This window comes from Candidatus Bathyarchaeia archaeon (assembly GCA_041447175.1).
Taxonomy (GTDB): Archaea; Thermoproteota; Bathyarchaeia; order Bathyarchaeales; family Bathycorpusculaceae; genus JADGNF01.
The window spans coordinates 1,191,409-1,206,904 of sequence record CP166960.1; the positions used below are offsets into that span (position 1 = coordinate 1,191,409).

The following is a 15,496-nucleotide window of genomic DNA, read 5'->3' on the forward strand; positions in this document are numbered from 1 at the left end:
AGGCAAGCTGATTTGTCTCAACAATTTACAGAATTAAGTGCCAGAGGATTTTTTCACCTCAATCGTCTGATGTTGTATTTATTTATTCACCTGAACAAAAAAGGCTCTAATCCTTCTTAATTTGTATCGATGAATGATGTTGCACCTTCGCTAATGTTTTCAACACATTTTGAATAAGAATTCCTTTTCGAGAATATCAGTCTCACATCTATTTCCCTGATAAAAAGTAGAATCACTACATTCTCACCTAAAAATATTGCAATTAATATTTATGTTTTTTGGTTTTTGAACGGGTAACGGAAAATTATTGTTAAGGCAAACAAAAATTTTTAAATACTACAAAATCACAAAATGTGTCATAAATAAAATATTTTGGTGTTTTTGTATGGAATCAAAATTTAGAAATGAAGGATTTGTAACTTTGCAAATTCACAAAGAGGCAAAATCACAAATTGAATATTTGGCAAAGCTTCTAAATAAGCCACAATGTACTTTTCTGGATGAGCTAATTTATCAGATGTTTGTTTTAGGTGCAAGTTACAAGAGTGCAAATGTCAAATACGAGAGCAGAGTTACAAGCGGTGAGCTTATAGTTAACTTCTATGGAGATAGCCGTTTAGTTTCTGGACATTTTCCATGTAAAGGCATGACAGAAAGTCAGATTGAATTAAAAACAAATGAAGAAACTGAAAATGCCTTCAACAGTGGCAAGGAGCAAAAATAGCCATGAGCACAGAAAACATCAAGAAACCTTTGAGCTTGGAGCTAACCGTTAACACTAAAAACTCTGATATTGAACGCCTCACGAAAGAAAAGCTTGAACTTGAACAGCAACTTGAAATTGAAAAGAAAGCAAGAGAAGAGCTTGAACAAAAAATAACTGAACAAGAAGCTTCACCTGAAGAAGGCTCCGCTTCTGGAAGCGTTCCGTTAACACACGAACAAAAACAAAAGGAAAACCCATATGGAAAGTATGGTGACGGATTCTCTCAAGGATTTGATAGTCACAGTGACATGGTCGAATTCTTACAGAATAAAGCCCATTTTGGAAGCGGAGAAGAAAAAGTTAGGGCAAAAGACACGCTTCAAAACCTCTTAAGGCAAAACATACAAGCTATAAAGAAAAGTGGTCAAACAGTAATTTTTGAAGATGACTTCAGCAGTATCGACCCTTCCACGGGACAAAGAGAATCCCTAATCAAAAGAACGCTGAGACTGCAAAATGAGCAGGAACGCCAAAAACTTTTGGAGAGCCGATAGAATGGAAAATCCATGTAAAGTTCAGAGCGTAACTAAAATTGTCAGCGATAACAAAAATGGTTTCTGCGTGGAAAAAACCGCAGTCACAAAAGAATTCAATCAAATATTCCACAAATGGAGCGAGAAAAACAGAAAGGTCGAACTTCTGCCCTTATCCAGCTTAGGCAAAAAAGAGCCAAAAAAACATATAGACACCATTATCCTGTTGAAACGAGAAGCAATTGACACTTATTCACTTAAACCTTTAACGGGTTTTTTCAAGCAGAGAGTAATCTTAGATGTTAGACCTGACCTTTCAAGCTATTACATCACCATTGGAGCTTTAGGAAATTTTGTAATGAACAACCTTGCGAATGGAAGCAGTCAGCCTTTAGCATTAAAATCGCCTTTAATCAATGTGAAACGTTTTCCTGAAGGACGTGTCAATCTGGAAGAATGCCGAGAGCTATTAAACAAAGGTTATAGGCTTTTCACGGAGATGCCTGACGGAAACTTGGTTATCGAGCTTTCGCTTCCGAAAATAGGTTTTCGCTAATGTATTTGTTGGATGGTCTATGAAGAGAAGTATACACCTTATTCTCCGAGACCATAAATAGGAGATTAAACAATGGGGTTCTTTAAAGAATTAGACAAGCAGATTTCACGAGAAGTTTTGCAGAGGATACCGCTGTCTTCTAAACTCAGGCTCAATAAGGAAGGTTACTTTAACAGATTAACTTCTGAAACGCGAACAGTTCTTGAAGGCAAAGATTGGGCACACTTTTGGCTAGACTGCAACTGGTTAAAGAAGCCGTCATCTGATGATAGTGCAGAGTTATCTGAGACATTCCAAGGAAGGAATTCTTTTTCAGATTACAGCTTATCTGAATGCTTCATAGTAGTCGCTAATTCACTGAAGCAACTAATTGATTCTAATCTGGAAGATGAACAAGTAACGAAGTGGCTTTGGGAATATTACAAGCGTGCAAAGTCTGAGATTAACACAAGACTAAGCATGCCCCATTTCAGGGAAGGCATTAATGAATTTGAAGATTACATCCAAACAAAAAGCCAACACGTAAACAAAATTCATCTAATGGAACACGCACGCAAACATGGTGATATTTGCCCTTACTGTGAAAACAAAAACGTACGAAGCTACAACACAAGCGAATGGAAATGCTATGCGTGTGGAAAACGCTTCCGAAAGCATTGACTTTGAAAAAATTCAAATTACTAAACAACCTAATTTAGCGATGGGAGCTAATCTCGATGAGTAAAGAAAGCGAAGGGGAACCCATAGAAGAGATAGAGAGTATGCAAATTAATACTCCGCAGAAAAGTCAGTCGAAGAAAGATGAAACTGGGTACATTGGGCTGATAGAAGCTATTAAGCCTCTTGTAGAGATATACCTCAATCACAAGAAGGATGAATCGGAAGCCGCTACAGACTATTTTCAAAAAGCGTCAACACATAACCGTAACATGCTCTATGTCATGACAGTATTTTTGGCGGTCATAATTGGATTTATGAGTTGGTTAACTTACTCTGGTTTGGTATCTGGTGATGCTTTGCTTTTCTTGGTTGGAACGGTTACGGGTTATATACTTCTCTTCATTCAGAAACTAATATCGCCAACTAATGAGAAAACAGAAGATAATTGAATGCCCATTTGCGCTACTTACACGCATTCTATTTTCATATATGCACTAATTGACCACGCCACTTTTTTTACGATTGGCTTTTTTGACCATGGGGGCGTTTTAAGCCTATTTTGGGGTTATTTCTGTAATTAAGAAGTTTTTTATGTCGAAATTTTTCGCACCTTAAGCCTGCATTTTTATGGAAATTTGAGGGTTCACGGTCTCATCGCTACCTCTCCATACAGGGAACACGGTAAACAATTGGCTACACGCACCCACGGAAACAACAGCAAGAAAAGCAAACGGTGCCTCATTCTGTTTTTCGGGCAATTCCGTCTTTATTGTGAAAAAACTTTAAAATGAAATGAATAAATAATAATTATGCCAAAAATCGATGCGTTTAGTTTGATGTTGGGAGTATTATTATCAATTGTAGTTACTGGCTGCTACAATAGTGCTTTTTATTTTTTCCAGACTCCTGATAAAATTACAGAGTTCAATAGCGCTTTTTTGGCTACCCTTCTTACATTTGTTTTGTTTGCTTTTTATGGTCTGTTTTTCTTTTTCTTTTTAAAAAGAGGAAATGATGTAGCATCGAAAACGGCTACAGCGAATAGCACCCCACAAAAGCCATTTGATAGAGTTAGAAATTACGAAGATTGAAACTGTTAAAGAGGCATTCTTAAGTTATTTCAAAATCGGAAGTTCAATTTTGACAGGTGGTTTAACAGCTTTAGTTGTTCTGATAATAACTCTCTATTTTAGTCATACTCTTGACTTAGTAACGGCAATCATTGAAGCTATATTGGTGGGGGTTGTAATGGGTACTGCTTTCTTGGTAAATAACCGCCGTTATAAACGATTTCTACAGCGTTATGATAGTTGGCTAACTAAAATTGAAAACAAAACACCTCTTCCATCTGTATTCGAGATGACTAATGAGGTATAAAGAGAATATAGTTTTAGATTAAAAACAAGAAAAAGAGTATAGCTCTTCTATTATGTCCTTCTTTTTGCTTCTTCTTGGAATTTGTTAATTGCATCTATTGCTTTCCGCATTGTTTCGGCAAGTTTAGCTTCAAATCTGTCTTCTAATTCTTCGATTTTCTTGTCTTGCTGTTCCATTTGTTTTTGCTGCTGTTCAATAATGCGGTTAAGGTTGTGAAGCGTCTTATCGTTGTTGTCTCTAATCGCACGCATTTGGTCTCTCATAACTTCAATGTCTTTTCTTGCTTGCGTCCCGTGATTGACACTCATAAACTGAAAAGCCTTATTGTAGGCATCTATCACGGTTGTTTGGCTAATAGCGTACTTCTCTCTTGCACCTTCACGTTTGTGACCGAAAAGAGTATCCTTAATTTCTTGCGTTAAGTTAGCTCTCAATAAAGCGTCATTGTAAGCGTCTCTTAGGCTCTTAGTCTTAAACTTATCCGCTTGCTCTTTCCCATAGGTTTTTTCAACCATGCCCTTGATAGCGTCATTTATGAAACGAACAGACAGCCGTTTTTCCTTTTGGCTTATGAAAAGCGGTGTTCTTTCAGTCGCATCTTTTTTTAGCTGACCATTATTTTCACGTTCTTTGAGCATCTCTCTGATGTCATGAACCGCTTCTTCGCTGATGCACGTTCTCTGTAACACATTGGTTTTTTCCCTATACATCGTAATGGGGTAATGTCCTTCACATTCTTGGATGTTGGGCAAATCCTCAAGGCTTAGACTGCTAACATCGGTCTCAGAAAATCCGCTTTGATACAACACCAATAATAAGGCTCTGTCTCTGATTTCTCCGTGCTGATAAATCTGTTTCATTTGCTGGTTTTCTGGAATCCATTCCCGAACCACTTTATCTTCTATTCTTGCATCCACATTCAGTTCTCCGCGTTTAAACCTCAAAGGTACTCTATGAGCCGAAAAGAAGCTTTGCACAGGAGTAAGCATCCCATGTATGGTTGACGGAGAAAGGTTTTGTGTAACTAAAGCATTCTTGAAGTCTATCAATTTATCCTCAAAGAATCCGCGTTCTTTAGGATTGCTGCTTTGTAAATCTTTGGCACGCTTTAGAAATTGTTCTGTTGGTGTAATACCAATGAAGGCAAGCCATTTAGGGTATCGTTGCTTGTAGTTGTTCTGTGTTCGTTCTCCAACCTTGGAAAGCCACTCTTTAACGTAGGCATCTTTTTCCCAATCTTGCTCTGCTCTTTTTGTGGTCATTGAGCGGTCACTCCTAATGGTTTTGTTCTCCCTCTAAAACTTTCGGTAAAACCGCTTAACCCTGTAGTTTCTAAAAATCGCTCTAACCGTAGCCTCTCTATAGAGGGGTCTACCTGCGAAGGTTGCCAGAAGAGATATGTCTCACCAAAAACTCTGTTAACTCATGAAATTCCAAGGCCGAACCACAACCGCCATCATAACCTACCCCCCAAACCAAATCCTACTCATCAAACGCTCAACCCCGCCCTTCATCGGGTACTGGGCACTGCCCGGCGGAAGAGTAGACCCCGGCGAAACCGTCGAGCAAACCATAGTCCGAGAAGTCAAAGAAGAAACAGGGCTGAAAGCGGAAATTGTGCGCAAAGTCGGCGAATACCACGAACAAGGCGTCGAAAGCGGATACGAATACGACTATCACCCCGCATGCTTTCTCGTCAAACCTGTGGGGGGAGAGCTTAAACGGCAAGAATCAGAAATCGCCGAAATCAAACTCTTCAGCTTCGACCAAATTCCACCTGTCCTGGCGTTTGTGCATGCGCGGATGATTAAGGACTATTTGGCTCAAGAAAATCAGAGTGGCGTTTCCTAACTGCCAGCCGCCGCCTTCAAGCCGACACAGCAGGACGATAGCAGAAATTAGTTGGAAAATCAGCGGCACGTATAGGCTATTTTGCTTGGGGGTACGATTGCATTACGCCAAAAACGTTACCTTCGGGGTCTTTGCAGTAGGTCATGTAGCCTACTCCGGGAACCGCCATTTTTGGCATCAGAACTTGACCGCCCGCCTCAGTTACTTTCTGAATTGCCTCCTCAAAAGAGGCAACATTAATCGTGTTTGTCGTGGCTTGCACGGTTTCAGATTTCTCCGCGATGGCACCATTTATCCCGGGCTCGGCGTCGTCTCCAGTTGTGATTAACCAGTAGTTTACAGGCCCATTCCACTTGTCGATTTTCCAGCCGAAAACCCTTGTGTAAAACGCAATCATTTTTTCAGGGTTGGCGGCAGGAATCTCAAAATGTATTACTCGCGACAGTTTTTCACCTCCAGAAGTTTGAAAAGGACCTTATTTTTTCGCGGCTTGGATGTTGAACTCTTCGCTGGCACGTAGTTTTTGACGAAGGGTCTTGAAGGCTTCTTCGGGCGTCACGCCTTCGCCTATGCACAGGCGAACATAGTCTGAAACAACGGAGACTTCAACATTGCGAGCTTCCAAGGTGGAAGAAGCGGTTTTTCTTCCCAAATTTAGGTCTCCTTGTGGTTTATCGACGCCTCTACATCGTGCGATATTTTGCAGAGTTTCATTAAGTATTGGCGGTACTTCACCATTTCTTTATCGTGGGCTTCTCGACCTTTAACCGACCAATCGTACAGTTTAAGTATGCCAGCATTTGAGTAATCATCAGGTGTTAGGCGCTTTGACCCCTCTTTTTGCGGTTTGCGTTCATACCCGGTTTCTTCACTACAAACGGTTGATGCTTGCATCTTTAACTCCCCTTAAAACCTGAATTCTCTCTTAAGGTCTAATGGTCTGACTGATTACTCTGTTTAGACAAAAAATATTTAAAATCTTGTTGCTGTGCTCAAACAACCACTATCATAGCCTGCGAAACAAGCAGGTTATGCAGCTTCTTCTTTCGCCCTGAATTTCTCTTCAATTAAAGACAAAAGCTCTTCAGGCTTCACAGGTTTAACCAAATAGGCATCCGCACCCTCATCCAGCGCCTTAACCCCTGTTTCTAAGGAAGGAAACCCTGTAATCATGATTTTTATGCTGTTATGCATGGTTTTTTGCATCTTAACCAGCAGGTCGGTTCCATCCATGTCGGGGAGGCGAATGTCTATGAGGGCTAAATCGTAACTTTTTGCTTTGGATTTGTCAATCGCCTCTTTAGCGGTTTCGGCTACGTCAATTTCGTAACCGCTTTTCTGAAGAATACGGGTGAACGTCCTAAGAATGGACTTATCATCATCCACAACAATTACGCGTCTTCTTAAATTACCCAAAGGATTACCTTCCTTGTGGTTTAAGCTCAAACCGTTTGTTCAACATATGTACTCTACTCTGAAGAGCAAGATTGGATAGCAAAGAGTTTAAAGCTTCGCCCAACTTGGGACTCTACATAAATCTCAGTGGTTCATCCTTATAAATTATGCTTTCTTCAAGAATCATATCCGACTCAAAAACAGTCACAAACCCCGCTTTTGCAAGCAGACAAGACGTTAATTGAGGGTTTAACAACAAACGCAGTAGGCTTATATAGGTAAGAAACAAAATAACATATTGTAACACTTAGTTGTAGCAGACTCATTATAACACATCACGTTCAGGTTAGGGTTGCGTTGACAGAAAAGGATATTTTGAAGTTTCTGCAGAACTTGGGTTTCTCAAAACGTGAAGTTCAAGTTTACATGTTTCTAGCTAAAAGCGGAGCTCAATCCACCAGTTTTGTAGCAAAACGTCTGAAAATGGAGAGAGTCCAAGCCTACCGAACATTCAAAAAGCTACAGGAAAAAGGCTTCATCGAAGCCACCCTTGAACGCCCCACCCGATTCACCGTTGTTCCCTTCAGCAACCTCTTAGAGTCATTTATTGAATCCAAAAAAATCGAAGTGGAAAACCTAAACGAACAAAAAGAAAGCCTAATAAACTCCTGGAGAACCATCAGCTCCCCCGAATCCGACTACGCCGTCGCAAAATTCAGCGTCATAAGCGGGAAAAAGAAAATCCACTCAAAAATGCTGGGCATGATTGACGAGTCTCAAAAAGACATCTACATCTTAACCACTGGGTTGGGGGTTATCCAAGAAGATTTAGGCGGAGTTTTTGACTCAGTGGTAGATACGGCGAAAAATCATAAGATAACAATCAAAATCATCGCAGACATAACCAAAGAAAACTACCGCATAATGGAGCGCCTACAAAAAAGAATCACCGGAAACGGCTTCCAAGTTGAAATGCACCACCTAAACCTAAACGCCCGCTACTTCCCCCGCTTCCTCATAAAAGACGAAGAAGAAGCCATCCTGTATGCATCCAGCGGAGATGAAGCATCCATTCTCAACATTGAGGACGAAGGGTTATGGATAAACGACAAAATGTTCATCTCCATTCTAAAAGCATTCTTCAGCCAAATGTGGCAGATAGGCATCGAAGCCGACAGAAGAATCGAAGAGCTTAAAACAGGCATACCCATAGGCGAAACCGTGGTTATAAAAGACCCCCAGCAGGCATGGCAAAAAGTAGTCGAGATGCTGGACAACGCCAAAGAAGATGTTATCCTAATCACATCTTCTCAGAGTTTGATTAGCCTCTTGGAGAAGGATCCTTTTGAAAAACACCACAAACCCGGCGTCAAGTTTAGGCTTATGGCACCTATTGATTTTGACAACTTGGAGGCGGCAACGAAGCTTTCTTCAGCCTACGAAATCAAACATGTACCAATTAACTACATGACCATGATGCTTGTGGATGACCGAAACCTGTTCATGTTCAAGTCCGCGCCAATTGACGACGTCTCAGATGAATCCTTCTTTTACCTTAACGACACTTTCTTCACCAACGACAAACGGTCCAGCGAGCGGGTCAGAGAAATGCTTAACGACACTTGGAAGCGAGGCATGGAAATCTCTGAAATTTCAGCTCAAGCCGCAGGCATGAAGCTGCCAAAGATGACTGTTTCAATAATGAGTCCCGTGTCAAAAATTGTTGACACCATGCTCAAAAGCAACATAAACGCGGTTATTGTGACGCAAAAAGGTGAGCAAGTAGGCATCTTAAGTGACCGCGATATTCTTAAAGAAGTCGTAAAATCAAGAAAGGACCCTGAAAACGCTTTGATTAAGGATTTGGATTACACGCCGCTGATAACGTTAACTCAAGAGCAAACCATGACCGACGCGCTAAGAATTCTAAATAAAAAAGGAACCAAACGAATGGCAGTAGCTAAAGAGGGGCAACTCATCGGTTTACTGACGCAGGACATGACGAAGCGGCTTAAGGTCGCTACAACCGCAGCATCCTAAACAGTTGCCGCAAAAAGGTTCAATTCACAATATTTCAGGTTTGGAACGAAAAAAATTTGAATACACAGACGGGTGTCGTGGCAAAATCAATCGCGGCAACGTTCGGCGGTTTTTTCTGAAAGGCAACCGTTATTAACATACAAACCCAAAAGCATAGCGGTGAAATAAAATTTGAAGCCTAAGCTTCAGCCGCCAATGATAATAGTGAACTTCAAAACCTACCTTGAAGCCACGGGACAAAGAGCCGTGGAGCTTGCCAAGCAAGCTGAAAAGGCAAGTAAAGAAACAGGCGTCTACATTGCAGTAGCTCCCCAATCAATCGACCTGAAAGCAGTTGTTGACGCCGTGGAAATTCCTGTTTACGCCCAACATATAGACCCAATTAAAGCGGGCAGCAACACGGGGCACATTTTGGCCGAAGCGGTTAAGCAAGCAGGCGCCGTGGGCACACTCATTAACCATTCGGAAAGTCAAATGACGTTGGCTAACATCGACGCCGTGATAAAGCTCGCCAAAGAACATGACCTCATATCCTGCCTGTGCACCAACAACCCCACCACCAGCGCTTCAGCAGCCTACCTTTGCCCTGACATCATCAGCATTGAGCCGCCTGAACTCATCGGCACAGGTGTCGCCGTTAGCAAAGCCCAGCCGGAAGCAGTCACCAACACAATTAAGCTGGTTCGCAAAGTCAACAATGATGCAGTGATTTTGTGCGGGGCAGGCATAAGCCACGGTGAAGACGTCAATGTCGCTCTCAAACTGGGTGCTCATGGAGTGCTTGTTGCAAGCGGCATAGTGAAGGCAAAGGACCCTTACAGGGTGCTTCGGGAGTTTGCTGATTCCGCAACGGTGAAGCCTCAATGAAGGTCGAAGCTGAATGTTCAGCGTGCCTGCTTTCAAGGGGCTGCGCTGAAACTTACATGTCCACCACTAACCCTGCGTTGCGGTTCCGGTGCATGGCGGAAATAGTGAAGCTGGTGAACCGCGAATTTAAGCCCACCTCAAACTCCGCCGATTTAGGCACCAAACGCGACAAGATAATCAGGGAATTAACAGGCAACCCTGACCCCTACCAGCGTACCAAAAAACAAAGCAACGAAAAAGCCAAAGAGCTTTTGCCCTTCGCCAAAAACTATGTTGACGAAGGCTACAGCCAGCAAGACCGCTTCAAACGAGCCTGCCTTGTCGCCATCGTGGGCAACATCATGGAGTTTGACATTCCGGGACACAACTTCACCCTTAAAGACCTGCGCAAAACAATCAAGGACGCCGCCAAAGACCTGGTCATAGACGACATAGACAAAGCCTACGACTTAGCGGAGAAAACGGGCAAGCTACTGTATTTGGCGGATAACGCAGGCGAAATCGTGTTTGACACCATCCTTGTTGAACAACTCAAGAACATGGGGGTACATGTCACGTATGTAGTGAAGTCTGCGCCAGTCATAAACGACGCCACCATGGAAGACGTGGAGTTCAGCGGCATGGACAAAATCGCCGACGAAGTCATAACCACAGGCGCCGACGCCGTTGGCTTGCAAATGAAGCTGGTTAGCCCCGAATTCCTAAAAACTTACAAAGCCGCAAAGCTGGTTTTCGCCAAAGGCATGGGCTACGCCGAAACCCTAACCGAATACGAACTCAAAAACCCGCATTTCCTGATGTTTCGCACCAAATGCACGCCCGTGGCTAACTATTTCTGTGTCCCTAGACACAAAAATGTCGCCAAGCTGATGCCTTAACATGGACACGCCCACCCTGAGGCTGAGCCGAACCGAACTGGCAAACTTTCAAGAAGCCACCCAAAAAGAGTGGCTCATAACCAACGGGCTGGGCACCTACGCATCCAGCACAGCTTTAGGCGTGAACACCCGCAAATACCACGGGCTACTTGTAGCCGCCCTGCATCCCCCCGGCGACCGAACCGTCTGCTTAGCCAAGCTGGATGAGGAAATCAACGTGGACGGCAAAGTGTTTTTGTTGGGGGTTAACCAATTCAGCGACGCCCTTTTCCCCCAAGGCTTTAGACATCTGCAAGAGTTTTCGGTTTCACCCTTTCCAACCTTCACTTACAGGGCAGACAAAGTCTTGGTAAAGAAGACCGTTTTTTTGCCTTACGAAAAAAACGTCACAGCAGCAGTTTACGAGGCGCAAAACGCAGGCAACTCAGAGGCGGTCTTCAAAGTTACGCCGCTGGTAACTTGCAGGCACTTCCACGCGGTCGTGAACCTAAAGGACAAGCCGCTGCAATTCACCCAACAGAACACCAGAAAAGAAGCGGAACTAATCTTCACCTCACCCAAAGCCACCGTAACCTTAAGGGCTACGCAGGGCGAATTCTACGTGCATCCAAATTGGATTGAAAAACTGTTTTACCGAGAAGAAGCTCAACGCGGCGAAAGCAGCATCGACGACGCCTATCAACCAGGCTACTTCCAAGTAACCATCGCACCATCCAGCCGAGTGCAGTTTGCGGTTCTGGCAGCGGCTTCCACCAGTAACCAGCAAAACGCGGAAAGCCTAGGCGCATCTGGGACATCCACGGCTGATGTGTTACGCCTTCTGGGTAACGAGAAACAACGCCAAAATGCCCTTCTGACGGGGTTCTACTCGACGCATCCTGAGGCACCCCCAAACGCTTGGCTAAGCTGGATTCTTTTAGCGGCTGACAGCTTCCTCGTCAAGGGCTTTGGCGATTCAAAGAGCGTTATTGCAGGGTATCACTGGTTTGAAGCTTGGGGCAGGGACACCTTCATCGCCCTGCCAGGCTTGATGCTCGTTTTGGGAAGGTATGGGGAGGCGCAGAAGGTGCTTTTGGGATTCAACAAGTTTGCCAAAGCGGGGTTAATTCCCAACTTTGTCAGCGACGCCACAGAGGAGCCCGCACTCAACACGGTGGACGCCACCTTATGGTACGTCAACGCGGTTCTGCAGTACCTAAAATACACGGGAGATTTCAAATTCGTTCGCAGCCAACTTTGGGAAAGCCTCAAAACAATCGTGCATAGCCACATGAGAGGAACCCTTTTTGGCATTCACGTAGACGGGGACGGCTTGCTCATACACGGTGCAGGTTTAACTTGGATGGATGCTGAAATTGACGGAAAAGCCGTGACACCCCGCAGAGGAAAAGCGGTTGAGATACAGGCACTCTGGTATAACGCGTTGCAGACAATGCAGGTTTTAGCTGGTGAGTTTGGCGAACAAAAGCGTTCCGAAGAGTATGCAGCTTTGGCGGACAAAGCCAAAACAAGCTTTTCAGCGAAGTTTTGGAACAAACAACGAAACTGCCTCTACGACGTTCTCACCGAATCTGGACCAGATGCTTCGTTAAGGCCAAACCAAATCATCGCGGCGTCCTTGGATTTCACTATGCTGGACAAAGTCCAAAACCAGCAAATCGTGGACTTAGTGTTAAAAGAGCTTTGGGCGCCCTTTGGGCTGCGGACCCTAGAGCAGCAGAACCCCAACTACAGGGGCATCTATCAAGGCGATAAAGGCAGCCGAGACCGAGCCTACCATAACGGCACCGTGTGGCCTTGGCTTTTGGGACCCTTCACAACAGCGTTTCTGAAAGCCAAAGGTGCAAACGCAGAAAATCGGCGAGTTGCCGCCCAAACCTTCCTTGACCCCTTGTTTAAGACGCAAATTCAGCAGGCAGGGTTAGGAACGGTTAGCGAAATCTTTGACGGACAACAACCCCACAACCCAAGGGGCTGCATCTCGCAGGCATGGAGTATAGCTGAGCCCCTTCGGGCGTATATGGAAGATGTTTTGCAGGTTAGACCAAGATTTGAAAAGCAGGTTTTGGCAACTCCATAAACCCTCCCTAACCCGTGAAACTATCAAGGCGGTTACTGGGGTAGGTTGGCTACCTGTTCTATCGACCCCTTCCCCTCTACGTTTAGACAGGCAACAAATTGAAGCTATGGCTTGCCTTACGTAGCGGTTATTTGCAGGGTTTTCTTGAGTTCAGCCGCCGCGGTTTCGGGAGTAACCGTGTTTATGTACATCCCCGTGCTTTTTTCAAAGCCTGCCCAAGTCGTCAGCTTCGGATAAACCTCCAAGTGCCAGTGATAATAGTCCTTAGCGTCAGGGTCTATCGCTAAATGGAAGCCATAGTTGTAGGGTGGGTCATTAACCAAATCCTTAAGCGCCTTAAGCATGTTTTTTAGGGTCTGCGCCAAAGCCGCCGTTTCCTGCGGGGTCAAGTCAAGAAAGTTGGGTGCGTGCCGTTTAGGAAGAATCCAAAATTCCATAGGGTGCACACTGGCGTATGGCGCAAAAACAACAAAGTGTTCCCCGTCAAGAATTAACCGCACGGTTTGCGACTCTTGCCTTATGAGGTCACAGAAAACGCATCTGCCATGCTGGCGGTGGTAGGTTTGGGCTGCATCCATTTCCTGCTGCACAATTTCAGGCACAAAGGGCGTGGCAACGATTTGGCTGTGAGCATGCGACAGCGAGGCGCCAGCTTCTATGCCGTGGTTGCGGAATATCTGCACATATTTAACGTAGGGTTTTTGGGATAAAGCGGACAGACGGTCCTTGTAAGCGTTAACTATGTGGATAACCTGCGGCAAGGGAGCGTTTGAGGGGTGATCCATGTGGTTGGGGGATTCAATCAGAACCTCATGATGCCCTATCGCGTAGCCAAAGTCAGCGCGTTTTAGGATTTGTTCCGCGTCCTCGGAGTTTTTGGGGGGAACAAAAGCGGGATAAAGGTTGGGGATATTGCGTAGAACCCAGTTTTGGAAGCGGAAGGTGCCTTGTTCGTGGTCTTTTTTTATGCCGCCGTCGGAGGGCAAGTAAACCAACACCGCGGGAGGCGTTACATGTTCATTTCCCGGGCAGAGAGGGCAATTGGCTGTTTGGGCTTGTTCGGTTTTTTGTTTGGAAAAGTCCGTGGGTCGGCGGGCACGTTCAGTTGCGATGATTACCCAGCGGTTCAGAAGGTAATCTTTCCTAAGCTCGTTATAGGGCATACGCTTGGCTCCTGATGCCAACAAGAAAGAGCTGGAAGCTTTTAGCGTTTGCGCATATAGTCTCTTTTCCAACCAGCAAGCAAGTCAAGAGGAAAACGCATGACGTTAGTACAGGGGAGCTTCCTCAGAGGTGGTTTTTTTGCGTTTAACCACGATTACAATGATGGAAACCGTTGTGACCACAAAAACCACAGCCAAGAAGGTAGCCAGATACATCAGTATGCTGATTGTGCCGTTGGTTGCCTGCAGGTCTTCAACCTCTAACTGCAATGCAGCTGCTTTGCTGTTAAGGGTGTCAACGATGACTTGCATGTTGGTATTGTTAAATTCTAATCGTCCCATTTGCGCCTCAAGAGTGGAGGCCTGGTTTAGGTAAAGGTCGTTTTCAGCCTGCAATGAGGCTAGGCGGGTTTGGAGTTCAGTGTTGTTCTCTTGAAGGGCTGCAGCGTCAATTGAAAGGGAAGTGCTTTCAACTTGGGCTTGGTTAAGCTGTGTCTGAAGCTGGGTGTTTTGGGATTGCAAAATTGAAATTTCTGCTTGAAGGCGATTGCTGGTGGAGTTGAGGCTGTTTAGCTGGTCTTGCAGGGTGCTGATTTCGTTCAGTAGGGAAGATTTGTCGCTTGTGGTATTATTCATAAGAGATGTGTAGTTAGCTAGCAAAGAAGTGTAGGTTGAGTTAAGTTCAGTTAATTGGGTTTGTAGTCGTGTGCTTTTTGCTTCTGCTTGTTGCAGCTGGCCTTGAAGGTTTGCAACCTGTACGCCCAGACTGGTTAGGTTTGCGTCTAACTGTATGGAAGTGGTCTGCAACGCTGAATAGGTGGGGTTTTGCACGATGCCGACAACAAGGTTTGAGAAGCGTTTGGTTCCTACTTCAACGGTTGCATAAATGTAGTTGTTGTTTAAGGGGTTATTTGGAATAACAACTGTGTAAGGCTGGTTGAATGAGGACCCTGCAGTCCAATTCCTAAACGCCATCAGTTCTTGGTCAACCAAGTACACTGAGGCATAGTTGGACATGTTTAACCAAATTTGGACATAAGCGTTTCCAGAAAGGTAAGTGTTGAGGGTCAAGGAAACGGTGAAGACTGCGGTGTCTCCTGCCTTGAGGGGGGTTGTTGGACCGGTAACAGAAAGATCCATCAAGTTGGAGTCAGTGAAGCGGGAAGTGAGAGCCTCCGCGTTTGGTGCAGATGCAAAAAGGGTTAAAGCCAAAATGGTTAGGGTCAAGACTGCAAAGAGCCGCTTCTTGATGCTTGTTGTATTCATGTTCAACTCGGTGCCCACGTTATTCCACATGGGATTTAACGGTTACGGACCAAAAATTAATCCTTGTGCGTCACAAAAAGCACAAATTTTCTGCGTCCCGAAAAAAGAGAAAAGGCGGGTGTAG

19 protein-coding genes are annotated in these 15,496 nt (G+C 44.5%); 12 read left to right on the forward strand and 7 right to left on the reverse strand.

Annotated elements, in window-relative coordinates:
• The first annotated feature begins 385 nt into the window (after window positions 1–385).
• From ACBZ72_06260 to ACBZ72_06290, 7 genes are all read left to right on the forward strand, one after another.
• Window positions 386–724, forward strand: coding sequence for a hypothetical protein (locus ACBZ72_06260; GenBank protein ID XES78473.1), 339 nt, complete (start codon window positions 386–388; stop codon window positions 722–724).
• A gap of 2 nt (window positions 725–726) precedes the next feature.
• On the forward strand, window positions 727–1,260 hold the full coding sequence (locus ACBZ72_06265) for a hypothetical protein (GenBank protein XES78474.1): 534 nt from the start codon (window positions 727–729) through the stop codon (window positions 1,258–1,260).
• 67 nt (window positions 1,261–1,327) lie between these two features.
• Complete coding sequence (locus tag ACBZ72_06270) at window positions 1,328–1,795, forward strand: hypothetical protein (GenBank protein XES78475.1); 468 nt, start codon at window positions 1,328–1,330, stop codon at window positions 1,793–1,795.
• A 72-nt stretch (window positions 1,796–1,867) separates the two neighbouring features.
• Complete coding sequence (locus tag ACBZ72_06275; GenBank protein XES78476.1) at window positions 1,868–2,455, forward strand: hypothetical protein; 588 nt, start codon at window positions 1,868–1,870, stop codon at window positions 2,453–2,455.
• Window positions 2,456–2,511: 56 nt separating this feature from the next.
• The gene (locus tag ACBZ72_06280; protein ID XES78477.1) at window positions 2,512–2,904 is read left to right on the forward strand and encodes a hypothetical protein; all 393 of its coding nucleotides are present in this window, start codon (window positions 2,512–2,514) and stop codon (window positions 2,902–2,904) included.
• A gap of 360 nt (window positions 2,905–3,264) precedes the next feature.
• On the forward strand, window positions 3,265–3,546 hold the full coding sequence (locus tag ACBZ72_06285) for a hypothetical protein (GenBank protein XES78478.1): 282 nt from the start codon (window positions 3,265–3,267) through the stop codon (window positions 3,544–3,546).
• Window positions 3,518–3,832 carry a hypothetical protein gene (locus ACBZ72_06290; protein XES78479.1) on the forward strand — a complete coding sequence of 105 codons (315 nt, stop codon included), beginning with the start codon at window positions 3,518–3,520 and terminating at the stop codon, window positions 3,830–3,832. The genes ACBZ72_06285 and ACBZ72_06290 overlap by 29 nt, the downstream gene beginning before the upstream one ends.
• Before the next feature lie 50 nt (window positions 3,833–3,882).
• On the opposite strand, the gene ACBZ72_06295 is transcribed toward ACBZ72_06290, so the two are convergent.
• The gene (locus ACBZ72_06295; protein XES78480.1) at window positions 3,883–5,094 is read right to left on the reverse strand and encodes a tyrosine-type recombinase/integrase; all 1,212 of its coding nucleotides are present in this window, start codon (window positions 5,092–5,094) and stop codon (window positions 3,883–3,885) included.
• Between the two features lie 163 nt (window positions 5,095–5,257).
• Between ACBZ72_06295 and ACBZ72_06300 the strand changes: the two genes are divergently transcribed.
• Window positions 5,258–5,683: an NUDIX hydrolase gene (locus tag ACBZ72_06300; GenBank protein ID XES78481.1), complete on the forward strand. Its 426-nt coding sequence runs from the start codon at window positions 5,258–5,260 to the stop codon at window positions 5,681–5,683.
• 76 nt (window positions 5,684–5,759) lie between these two features.
• Here the strand turns inward: ACBZ72_06300 and ACBZ72_06305 are convergent, their stop codons facing one another.
• The 4 genes from ACBZ72_06305 to ACBZ72_06320 all read right to left on the reverse strand — a co-directional run bounded on the left by ACBZ72_06305 (window position 5,760) and on the right by ACBZ72_06320 (window position 7,099).
• Window positions 5,760–6,128: a VOC family protein gene (locus ACBZ72_06305; protein ID XES78658.1), complete on the reverse strand. Its 369-nt coding sequence runs from the start codon at window positions 6,126–6,128 to the stop codon at window positions 5,760–5,762.
• A 30-nt stretch (window positions 6,129–6,158) separates the two neighbouring features.
• Window positions 6,159–6,335, reverse strand: coding sequence for a hypothetical protein (locus ACBZ72_06310; GenBank protein ID XES78482.1), 177 nt, complete (start codon window positions 6,333–6,335; stop codon window positions 6,159–6,161).
• Between the two features lie 2 nt (window positions 6,336–6,337).
• On the reverse strand, window positions 6,338–6,577 hold the full coding sequence (locus ACBZ72_06315) for a hypothetical protein (protein ID XES78483.1): 240 nt from the start codon (window positions 6,575–6,577) through the stop codon (window positions 6,338–6,340).
• A 135-nt stretch (window positions 6,578–6,712) separates the two neighbouring features.
• Window positions 6,713–7,099: a response regulator gene (locus ACBZ72_06320; protein XES78484.1), complete on the reverse strand. Its 387-nt coding sequence runs from the start codon at window positions 7,097–7,099 to the stop codon at window positions 6,713–6,715.
• Between the two features lie 336 nt (window positions 7,100–7,435).
• Between ACBZ72_06320 and ACBZ72_06325 the strand changes: the two genes are divergently transcribed.
• The 4 genes from ACBZ72_06325 (at window position 7,436) to ACBZ72_06340 (ending at window position 12,943) form a co-directional block, all read left to right on the forward strand.
• Window positions 7,436–9,118: a CBS domain-containing protein gene (locus ACBZ72_06325; GenBank protein ID XES78485.1), complete on the forward strand. Its 1,683-nt coding sequence runs from the start codon at window positions 7,436–7,438 to the stop codon at window positions 9,116–9,118.
• Window positions 9,119–9,313: 195 nt separating this feature from the next.
• Window positions 9,314–9,985: a triose-phosphate isomerase gene (gene tpiA / locus ACBZ72_06330; protein XES78659.1), complete on the forward strand. Its 672-nt coding sequence runs from the start codon at window positions 9,314–9,316 to the stop codon at window positions 9,983–9,985.
• Window positions 9,982–10,863, forward strand: a complete 882-nt coding sequence (locus ACBZ72_06335; protein XES78486.1) for a DUF89 domain-containing protein — start codon at window positions 9,982–9,984, stop codon at window positions 10,861–10,863. Before tpiA ends, ACBZ72_06335 begins: the two co-directional genes overlap by 4 nt.
• Before the next feature lies 1 nt (window position 10,864).
• Entirely contained in the window at window positions 10,865–12,943 is a 2,079-nt protein-coding gene (locus ACBZ72_06340; protein ID XES78487.1) for an amylo-alpha-1,6-glucosidase, read from the forward strand.
• Window positions 12,944–13,059: 116 nt separating this feature from the next.
• On the opposite strand, the gene galT is transcribed toward ACBZ72_06340, so the two are convergent.
• Window positions 13,060–14,106, reverse strand: a complete 1,047-nt coding sequence (gene galT, locus ACBZ72_06345) for a galactose-1-phosphate uridylyltransferase (protein XES78488.1) — start codon at window positions 14,104–14,106, stop codon at window positions 13,060–13,062.
• Between the two features lie 105 nt (window positions 14,107–14,211).
• Window positions 14,212–15,402 (reverse strand): hypothetical protein, encoded by a 1,191-nt coding sequence (locus ACBZ72_06350; GenBank protein ID XES78489.1) that lies wholly within the window; start codon window positions 15,400–15,402, stop codon window positions 14,212–14,214.
• Between the last annotated feature and the right edge of the window lie 94 nt (window positions 15,403–15,496).

Bases quoted from the DNA above. Each gene is read 5' to 3' on its own strand.
- ACBZ72_06265 (XES78474.1), top strand. From the start codon at position 727: ATGAGCACAGAAAACATCAAGAAACCTTTGAGCTTGGAGCTAACCGTT.
- ACBZ72_06280 (XES78477.1), top strand. From the start codon at position 2,512: ATGAGTAAAGAAAGCGAAGGGGAACCCATAGAAGAGATAGAGAGTATG.
- ACBZ72_06350 (XES78489.1), bottom strand. From the start codon at position 15,402: ATGTGGAATAACGTGGGCACCGAGTTGAACATGAATACAACAAGCATC.
- tpiA (XES78659.1), top strand. From the start codon at position 9,314: ATGATAATAGTGAACTTCAAAACCTACCTTGAAGCCACGGGACAAAGA.
- ACBZ72_06275 (XES78476.1), top strand. From the start codon at position 1,868: ATGGGGTTCTTTAAAGAATTAGACAAGCAGATTTCACGAGAAGTTTTG.
- ACBZ72_06285 (XES78478.1), top strand. From the start codon at position 3,265: ATGCCAAAAATCGATGCGTTTAGTTTGATGTTGGGAGTATTATTATCA.
- ACBZ72_06340 (XES78487.1), top strand. From the start codon at position 10,865: ATGGACACGCCCACCCTGAGGCTGAGCCGAACCGAACTGGCAAACTTT.
- galT (XES78488.1), bottom strand. From the start codon at position 14,106: ATGCCCTATAACGAGCTTAGGAAAGATTACCTTCTGAACCGCTGGGTA.
- ACBZ72_06260 (XES78473.1), top strand. From the start codon at position 386: ATGGAATCAAAATTTAGAAATGAAGGATTTGTAACTTTGCAAATTCAC.
- ACBZ72_06315 (XES78483.1), bottom strand. From the start codon at position 6,577: ATGCAAGCATCAACCGTTTGTAGTGAAGAAACCGGGTATGAACGCAAA.
- ACBZ72_06295 (XES78480.1), bottom strand. From the start codon at position 5,094: ATGACCACAAAAAGAGCAGAGCAAGATTGGGAAAAAGATGCCTACGTT.
- ACBZ72_06335 (XES78486.1), top strand. From the start codon at position 9,982: ATGAAGGTCGAAGCTGAATGTTCAGCGTGCCTGCTTTCAAGGGGCTGC.
- ACBZ72_06300 (XES78481.1), top strand. From the start codon at position 5,258: ATGAAATTCCAAGGCCGAACCACAACCGCCATCATAACCTACCCCCCA.